The following is an 8,572-nucleotide window of genomic DNA, read 5'->3' on the forward strand; positions in this document are numbered from 1 at the left end:
CCTACCCCCTGATTATTTGTATTTGCCAAGCAATGAATTTTTTCATTCTTTAAAGACTTACCCGAGGGCGGTATTGGGCAATAAAGAAAATCCACTGACCTTATTTCGCCAATTTACTGCCCACACCGTTCCCAATTTACCAATCAATCATCAAAAAGACGAGCCGTTGGGCGAGTTTTTGGACTTTGTGGGGGCGTGTGATGAGCCGATTTTATTGGTGTGTGAAAGTGCAGGTCGCCGTGAGATTATTTTAGAATTATTAAAAGGCAAACTTGACAGCGACACGGTGGCGGATTTTGGTGAATTTTTGGCGAATTTGGATAAATTTACCCAAAAAATTGCCCTAACCGTTGCTCCGATAGAGCGTGGATTATGGTTAAAAAATGAGCAAGGTCAAGGCTTTTGCGTTATTAGCGAAACGCAAATTTTTGGGCGGGTGGTCGCCACCACCAAACGCAAACGCCAAAATGCCTTATCGCAAGCCTTTTTGGTAAAGTCGGTGAGCGAGATGATCGAGGGGTCGCTTGTCGTGCATTTATCTTATGGCATTGGGCGGTATCAAGGGCTTGTTGTGCTTGATGTGGGTGAGGGCGAGCAGGAATTTATCCATATCAAATATGCCGATGATGCCAATGTTTATGTGCCGATTACCAATCTTGCGTTGATTGGGCGGTATAGTGGCACAGATTCAGAGGCGGTGCAATTGTCAAAACTTGGTTCAGGCAAGTGGGACAAGGCACGCCAAAAGACCTTGACCGACATTTATGATGTGGCGGCGGAGCTTTTGAATGTACAGGCAAGGCGAAATGCCAAACAGGGCATTAGCTTTGACATTGACATGGCAAGTTATGAGCTGTTTGCCAGTGGCTTTGCTTATGATGAAACGCCCGACCAACAAAGTGCCATTGAAGCGGTGATGTTTGACATGAAACAGACCAAGCCCATGGATAGGCTTATCTGTGGTGATGTGGGTTTTGGCAAGACGGAGGTCGCCATGCGGTCGGCATTCATTGCGGTGCAGGCAGGCTATCAGGTGGCGGTGCTTGTGCCAACCACGCTACTGGCGGGACAGCATGAGGACAGCTTTAAGGACAGATTTGCTGATTGGGCGATTAAGATTGAAAGCTTGTCTCGTTTTGTTGGTAAAAAAGCCCAAGACAAGGTACTGGCTGATTTGGCGGACGGCAAGGTGGATATTGTCATCGGTACGCATAGGCTTTTGCAAGATGATGTCAAATTTAAAAATCTGGGCTTGATGATTATTGACGAAGAACACCGTTTTGGCGTACGCCATAAAGAAAAAATCAAAGCCATGCAAGCGGACGTGGACACGCTCACGATGACCGCCACGCCCATTCCACGCACGCTCAATATGGCTTTGTCGGGTATGCAGGACATTTCTATCATTGCCACACCGCCAGCCAGAAGGCTTGCCATTAAAACTTTTGTCGCCGCAAAAAACGAGCAGACAACCAAAGATGCGATTTTGCGTGAGATTTTGCGTGGGGGGCAGGTGTATTATTTGCACAATGACGTGGCGAGCATTGACACGGTGGCAGAGAACTTGTCCGAGCTGATTCCTGAGGTACGTGTGGGCGTGGCTCATGGGCAAATGGCAGAAAAAGAGCTTCACGATGTCATGAGTGATTTTTATCACAAAAAAACCAACGTGCTGGTCGCCAGTACCATTATTGAGACAGGCATTGATGTGCCAAACGCCAATACGATTATCATCAACCGAGCCGATAAGTTTGGGCTTGCCCAGTTGCACCAACTGCGTGGGCGAGTGGGGCGGTCTCATCATCAGGCGTATTGTTATTTGTTTGTACCGTCTATCAAGGGGTTGACAACTGATGCCAAAAAACGCCTTGATGCCATTAGCCGAGCCAATACGCTTGGGGCGGGGTTTATGCTAGCCAGCGAGGACTTGGAGATTCGTGGGGCAGGCGAGATTTTGGGCAAGGAGCAGTCGGGCAATATGCAGACCATTGGTTTTGGGCTGTATATGGATATGTTAGAACGTGCCACCAAAGCGATAAAATCGGGCAATACGCCAAGCCTTGCCACACCGCTTGATTTGGTGAGTGATATTAACATTCATGCGTCCGCCTTGATACCGAGCGATTATTTGGCGGACGTTCATGAAAGACTGCTATGCTACAAGCGTATCGCCAATGCTGAGACGGTGGACGAGCTCAATGAGATGCGTGCCGAGATGATTGACCGTTTTGGGGCGATGCCGACCGCCCTTGCCAATTTGTTTTTGGTGCACAAAATGCGAGTGCAGAGCATACCGCTTGGCATTAGCAAAATTGACGTAACCGCTCATGGGCTTAGTATGGAGTTTAAGGCGGACACGCCCGTGGACGGACTTGCGATTATCAAGCTCATTCAGTCTAATGACGGCTATCGCATGAACGGGGCGACAGGGCTAAAATACACCTTTAAAGATGAAAAAGACGTGGTAGGGCGGACGAATGCGGTGTTTGAGCTGTTAAGTTATCTGAGTGGTAATTCATCAAAAGATAAAGGCTAGCTTGCTATAAATACTCAACACACCCCAAATTTTATGTTACAATAGCACAATTTATAAGATTTGATTAATTAAAAGAGAAAAGTAATGTTTCAACTACATCCAACATTAGCCAAAGATACGTTTTTGGTGGGGGATTTTCCATTATCTACCGTTCGTTTGATGAACGATTGCCAATTTCCGTGGCTGATTCTTGTGCCACGCGTGTCGGGCGTTAAAGAAATCTACGAGCTATCACCTGCTGATCAAGTGCAGTTTTTGCGTGAGTCAAGCTGGGTATCTAGCCAAATGGCCAAAATCTTCGGCGCGGATAAAATGAACGTGGCAGCATTGGGCAACCAAGTACCACAGCTGCATTTTCATCACATCGTCCGCTACCAAAATGACAGTCGCTGGCCGAACCCTGTGTGGGGTATGCCTGCCATTCCTTATACCAAAGAAGTCTTACAGCACATGCAGCAGACCTTGATGATGGCACTGCGCGGACATCATGAAATGCCTTTTGATTGGAAGATGAGTGTTTAAGGTTTAAGCTGTTGATTGGTCTTAAATTATTTTAAAAGTATGTCATACATACTACTAAATATATTGCCATTAAAGCTCCGTTACCTAAACGGGGCTTTTGCCATTCCAATCTTAACTACTTAGTACTCACGTGATTTATAAAACAATACTTTCTCATAGGCAATAAAATCCCCAATCATTCGGTTGGGGATTTTTTATGTGGGTGATTATTCGTTGTAGGCTAAGCTGATTTGTTCTTCTTGCTTAGGCTCGTTCTTTTGTGCGGGTTTTACAGAAACTTTAACCAGACCTTGAGACAGTGGCGCAAGCTGAGAAAAGCCGTTCTTAGTAAGGTCGATGCGACCTGCTTTACCGATGCGGTCATTAACCTTACAGATGATGGATTTGCCATTTTTTTGGTTGGTTACTTCCACATAGGTACCAAGTTTGTATTGGTTCGATGCGCAGGTCATGCCTCGGTTGCTGAACGTTTCGCCGTTGGCGGTTTTGCGACCGTTGAACTTGTCTGCATAATAAGATGCAGTCGTTGATTGAGCATGAGCGGCTTGTGTGGCAAGCATGATTGCTAAAAAAGCACCAAAATAATTTCGCATAAATACCTTGTTGGTTAAAATGGACGCTCATTATACTGTATTTGCAAGCGATATGCCACAGCTTTACTTTGTCTTTACAAAATGATAACTTTTAGATGGATTGGGCTAAAATACTCACGATTTTGTGAAAGCTAAATCTGCGCCTAGCAAATTATTGGTGTATTTGTTGCAGGGTGGCAGTGAATTGTTTATAATAATTCGCGCAAAAATATGGTAATTTTAGGTGAAAATCCTAAGTCAATATAACTTAACAAGGTGGATAGACATGACAGTTTTATCAATGAAGGATGTGGATTTATCAGGTAAGCGTGTACTGATTCGTGAGGATTTGAACGTGCCAATTAAAGATGGTGTTATTACCAGTGATGTACGCTTGCAGGCGGCATTACCCACCCTAAGAGATGCGCTTAATCAAGGTGCGGCGGTCATTGTCTGTTCACATCTAGGTCGTCCTACTGAGGGTGAACCTGAAGAGAAATATTCGCTAGCACCCGTGGCGGACTACCTTGCCAAAGCGTTGGGCTGCCCTGTGAACTTCTCAAAAGATTATCTAACAGCGGGCGTAGATGCTAAGGCAGGCGAGATTACTTTGCTTGAGAATGTTCGTTTTAACGCAGGCGAGAAAAAGAACAGCGAATCGCTGTCACAGCAGTACGCCGATCTGTGTGATGTGTTCGTTATGGATGCATTTGGCACCGCCCACCGTGCCCAAGCCTCAACCGAGGGCGTGATTCGCGCAGCGGCAGCGGCAGGTAAGCCTGTGTGCGCAGGCAATCTACTATCAGAAGAGTTGTCGGCATTGTCTCGTGCGCTGGATAAGCCTGACGCGCCTGTGCTTGCCATTGTTGGTGGCTCAAAAGTCTCAACCAAGCTGGATGTTCTATTAAGTCTGGCTGACATCTGTGACAGCATCGTCGTGGGCGGTGGTATTGCCAATACCTTCTTGGCAGCGACAGGCGTGAACGTGGGTGCGTCTTTATATGAGGCGGATCTGATTGATACTGCCAAGACCATCATGACGAAGACGAACATTCTATTGCCGACCGACGTCGTGGTTGCTAAGAAGTCTCAGATTGATTTTGAAGATTTCCTAGGTTCTTTAGAAAAGGCAGATGCGATTACCAAGTCTGTTAATGACATCGCTGATGATGAGATGATCCTAGACGTGGCAGAAAATAGCGCCAACGTCATCGCAGATGCTATCAAGGGTGCTAAGACCATTCTGTGGAATGGACCGGTTGGTGTCTTTGAGGTTGATAAATTCGGTAAAGGCACGCAAATTCTGTCATTAGCAGTCAAAGACAGTGCAGGCTTCAGCATTGCAGGCGGTGGTGACACACTGGCCGCGATTGATAAATATGGCGTGGCAGATGATGTCAGCTATCTATCAACAGGTGGCGGCGCGTTCCTAGAATTCGTCGAGGGCAAGGTATTGCCTGCCATTAAGGCGTTAGATGAGGCGAATGCTTAATCATCTAAGCGAACCTTTGTTGTTTACCAACGAATTGTTATTTTTTGTTGCTTTTGTCAGATTTAGCCTTGTAAATTTTATTTGACAAGGCTAAACTAACGGCATTATTTTTTAGTAATGTGCTCATTAGAAGCCTAAAAGCAAGTCATGATTAAATTGACTGTTCATTTTTGAATGATGCTATAAACTATCTAAATAACCATGCACAAAAACCAATAACTAACTAAAGAGAATTCTTATGAAAAAATTACTTGTCGTTACTGCTGTTGTCGGCGCATTTGCTTTAGCAGCTTGCAGTCAAAACACCCAAGATAAAGCTGCAGAGACAGCCGATGCTGCCAAAACTGACATCGCAGCGAACACCGCTGCAGTAGCTAAAGAAGCAGAAGCTGCCGCACAGAATGTAGCTGCTAAGTCTGGCGTACAAACTGCTGCTGATAAGACTTCTGAAGCAGCCAAAGAAGTTGGTGCTATGGCAGATGCCGTGACTAATGCCGACAGCGCAGAAGCAAAAGTTCCAGAAGATCAAAAGTACTGATCTGATAAATAAAAAGGCTCAACTTGATTGGGCTTTTTTATTGCAAGTTATAAAATTTCCAAAAATCAACTAGGCGATAATATGATAATTTGTTATAATGCATCCTGTTGAAATTTTGGTATTTTTAGTTAGATTTTAGAAGATTTATCGCATTAGGAGATAATAATGGCACTAGTATCATTGCGCCAACTACTTGATCATGCAGGCGAGCGCGCTTATGGATTGCCTGCCTTTAACGTGAATAACTTAGAGCAAATGCGTGCCATCATGATGGCAGCAGATAAGACTGATTCACCAGTTATCGTACAGGCTTCAGCAGGTGCTCGCAAATACGCGGGTGCGCCATTCTTGCGCCACCTTATCCTATCTGCAGTTGAAGAATGGCCACACATCCCTGTAGTAATGCACCAAGACCACGGTACCAGCCCAGCCGTTTGCCAACGTTCTATCCAGCTTGGCTTTAGCTCGGTGATGATGGATGGCTCACTGCGTGAAGATGGCAAGACGCCTGCTGACTATGACTATAACGTGAGCGTGACTCGTGAAGTGGTTAAAATGGCGCACGCGTGCGGCGTATCGGTAGAGGGTGAGATCGGCTGCCTAGGCAGTCTTGAGACTGGTATGGCTGGCGAAGAAGATGGTGTGGGCGCAGAAGGTGTTCTTGATCACAGCCAGCTATTAACTTCTGTTGAAGAAGCGCGTCAGTTCGTTGCTGATACGAATGTCGATGCGTTGGCGATCGCGGTAGGTACTTCACACGGTGCTTATAAATTTACTCGTCCACCGACAGGCGATATCCTAGCGATCGACCGTATCAAAGAGATTCATGAGGCACTGCCAAATACGCACCTTGTAATGCACGGCTCAAGCTCAGTACCACAAGAGTGGCTACAGATCATCAATGAGAACGGTGGTAACATCGGTGAGACTTATGGTGTGCCAGTTGAGCAGTTGGTAGATGCCATTAAGCACGGTGTGCGTAAGATTAATATCGATACCGACCTACGTCTAGCCAGCACGGGTGCAATTCGTAAATTCCTAAACGACCATCCTGCTGAATTCGATCCTCGTAAATACCTAGCAGCATCAATGAAGGCGATGGAGGAGATTTGTGTGGCACGCTATGAAGCATTCGGTGCAGCGGGTAATGCCAGCAAGATTCGCCCAATTTCTCTTGAAAAAATGGTTGAATATTATCAATAATTTCAACTCATCGAATAAGGGCGTAATGATTTGCGCCCTTATTTTATTGATATTAGGACTATAATATGATTGGATTAATCAAAGGCGAAGTATGCTATCTAAATGCACCCTTAGTGTGTGTGATGACTCAAAGTGGTGTGGGTTATGAGATTGAATTGCCCATCCCTGCATTCTGCCAACTTAGCCTAAATGAGCCGACCAGCATCTATACGCATCTGCATGTTCGCGAAGACGCGCAGCTACTGTATGGCTTTGGCACAAAAGAAGATCGCGATGTCTTTAGAAAGCTCATCAAGATTAACGGTGTTGGTGCGAAGATGGCGCTTGCGATGTTATCGACATTATCAGCAGGTGAATTAAAGCGCGCTGTTGAGCACGAGGACGATTCGGCACTTGTGCGCATTCCAGGCATCGGCAAAAAGACCGCTCAGCGTCTGATCATCGAGCTAAAAGGCAAACTGCTAGAATTCGGCTCAGACATCAGCGAGCTTAGTGGACAGGGTGAGTTCTTTGATGTAAGCCTGCAGGCGGATAATCAAATGCAGATCATCGCAGAGGTTGAAAGCGCCTTAATCGGGCTGGGTTATAAAGAAAAGGAAGCTCAAAACGCCATCAAGCAAGCTCAGCTTGGTCTGGGTGATGTGAATATCTCAACCTTGTTAAAAGCATCATTAAAACAGCTATCAGGCTTTTAACCATTAACGTAATGTTGTTCATTAATAAAAAAGACAGAATAAGATATTCTGTCTTTTTGCATTTAGTCGCTGATGGATAGCAGATCTAAGAGTGCCTGTGTGCTGGCGGAGCGCGTAAGATTTGGGTTGGTTACCAGACCTAAGTGACGCTGCAATTCAAAATCTTCTGCCATGTCAATTTTAACTAGTTCGTGATTAATCAAGGTCTCTGGCAGTACAGACCAACCAAGCCCGATAGAGACCAGCATGCGAATTGATTCGAGTGGGTTTGTGGTCATTGTCGCGTAGGGGCGTAGATTGTTGCGGTTGAATTCTGATAGGGTAATCTGACTGGTAAAGGTATTCGCCGCGGGCAGAATGGCAGGGTGGTGCGCTAATTGTAATAGCGTGACGTCGCTTTTTTGGGCGAGTGGGCTTAATGTGCCAGTCACGAAATACAGTGGGTCTGACCATAGTGTGTGGTAGTTTAGACGCAGGTCATAAGTAGGCGGCAGGGTCAAGAATGCCAAGCCGACTTCACCTTCAAGTACCGCTTTATGCGCTTCTTCAGAATCCATGAATTTCACTTCTAGCTGCACCGCAGGATAGGTCTGAATGAATTGCTTCAATACGGGCGCTAGATGATGTAGCCCGATATGATGACTGGTGCCAATGACCAGTCGGCCACTGGCGGTTTCTTTTGAGTGTTGAAGGCTGGCACGGCAAGATTCGTAATCTTCAAGCCATCGTTTGGCATAGGGCAATAGATCGTGTGCGGCAGAGGTGGCGATGATACCACGCCCCACGGTGTCAAACAGCGTCACGCCAAATTCACTCTCAAGGTTCTTGATGCGCTTACTGACGGCAGGCTGGGTGATAAAAAGCTTCTCGGCAGCGCCAGAGATGCTGCCAGTCTGCATGACGGTGACGAAGGTGGTTAGGTTTATGGTGTTCATAATAATAAGTATCAAATAAATTTGGTTTATTTTAATAAAAAAAAGTTTGGAAATAAATAACAAAATTGATTTTTTATTA

8 protein-coding genes are annotated in these 8,572 nt (G+C 45.7%); 6 read left to right on the plus strand and 2 right to left on the minus strand.

Going from position 1 to position 8,572, the window contains the following annotated elements; translation table 11 throughout:
* Both mfd and GY683_RS07155 read left to right on the plus strand, forming a co-directional pair.
* The coding region (mfd, locus tag GY683_RS07150) for a transcription-repair coupling factor (RefSeq protein WP_297288080.1) at positions 1-2,536 on the plus strand (2,536 nt) is incomplete at its 5' end.
* A gap of 84 nt (positions 2,537-2,620) precedes the next feature.
* Positions 2,621-3,058, plus strand: a complete 438-nt coding sequence (locus tag GY683_RS07155) for an HIT domain-containing protein (protein ID WP_297288081.1) — start codon at positions 2,621-2,623, stop codon at positions 3,056-3,058.
* A 206-nt stretch (positions 3,059-3,264) separates the two neighbouring features.
* Here the strand turns inward: GY683_RS07155 and GY683_RS07160 are convergent, their stop codons facing one another.
* Positions 3,265-3,651 (minus strand): septal ring lytic transglycosylase RlpA family protein, encoded by a 387-nt coding sequence (locus tag GY683_RS07160; RefSeq protein WP_297288082.1) that lies wholly within the window; start codon positions 3,649-3,651, stop codon positions 3,265-3,267.
* Between the two features lie 265 nt (positions 3,652-3,916).
* Here GY683_RS07160 and GY683_RS07165 point away from each other — a divergent pair, with 265 nt between their 5' ends.
* The 4 genes from GY683_RS07165 to ruvA all read left to right on the plus strand — a co-directional run bounded on the left by GY683_RS07165 (position 3,917) and on the right by ruvA (position 7,558).
* Complete coding sequence (locus GY683_RS07165) at positions 3,917-5,122, plus strand: phosphoglycerate kinase (RefSeq protein WP_297288083.1); 1,206 nt, start codon at positions 3,917-3,919, stop codon at positions 5,120-5,122.
* Positions 5,123-5,360: 238 nt separating this feature from the next.
* Positions 5,361-5,660 (plus strand): entericidin, encoded by a 300-nt coding sequence (locus tag GY683_RS07170; RefSeq protein ID WP_297288084.1) that lies wholly within the window; start codon positions 5,361-5,363, stop codon positions 5,658-5,660.
* A gap of 165 nt (positions 5,661-5,825) precedes the next feature.
* Complete coding sequence (gene fba / locus GY683_RS07175) at positions 5,826-6,863, plus strand: class II fructose-bisphosphate aldolase (protein WP_297288085.1); 1,038 nt, start codon at positions 5,826-5,828, stop codon at positions 6,861-6,863.
* A 65-nt stretch (positions 6,864-6,928) separates the two neighbouring features.
* Positions 6,929-7,558, plus strand: coding sequence for a Holliday junction branch migration protein RuvA (gene ruvA / locus GY683_RS07180; protein WP_297288086.1), 630 nt, complete (start codon positions 6,929-6,931; stop codon positions 7,556-7,558).
* Positions 7,559-7,620: 62 nt separating this feature from the next.
* Here the strand turns inward: ruvA and GY683_RS07185 are convergent, their stop codons facing one another.
* A complete protein-coding gene (locus GY683_RS07185; protein ID WP_297288087.1) occupies positions 7,621-8,493 on the minus strand; it encodes a LysR family transcriptional regulator in 873 nt (290 codons plus the stop codon).
* Positions 8,494-8,572 lie beyond the last annotated feature (79 nt).

This window comes from Moraxella sp., assembly GCF_024227015.1.
GTDB lineage: Bacteria > Pseudomonadota > Gammaproteobacteria > Pseudomonadales > Moraxellaceae > Moraxella.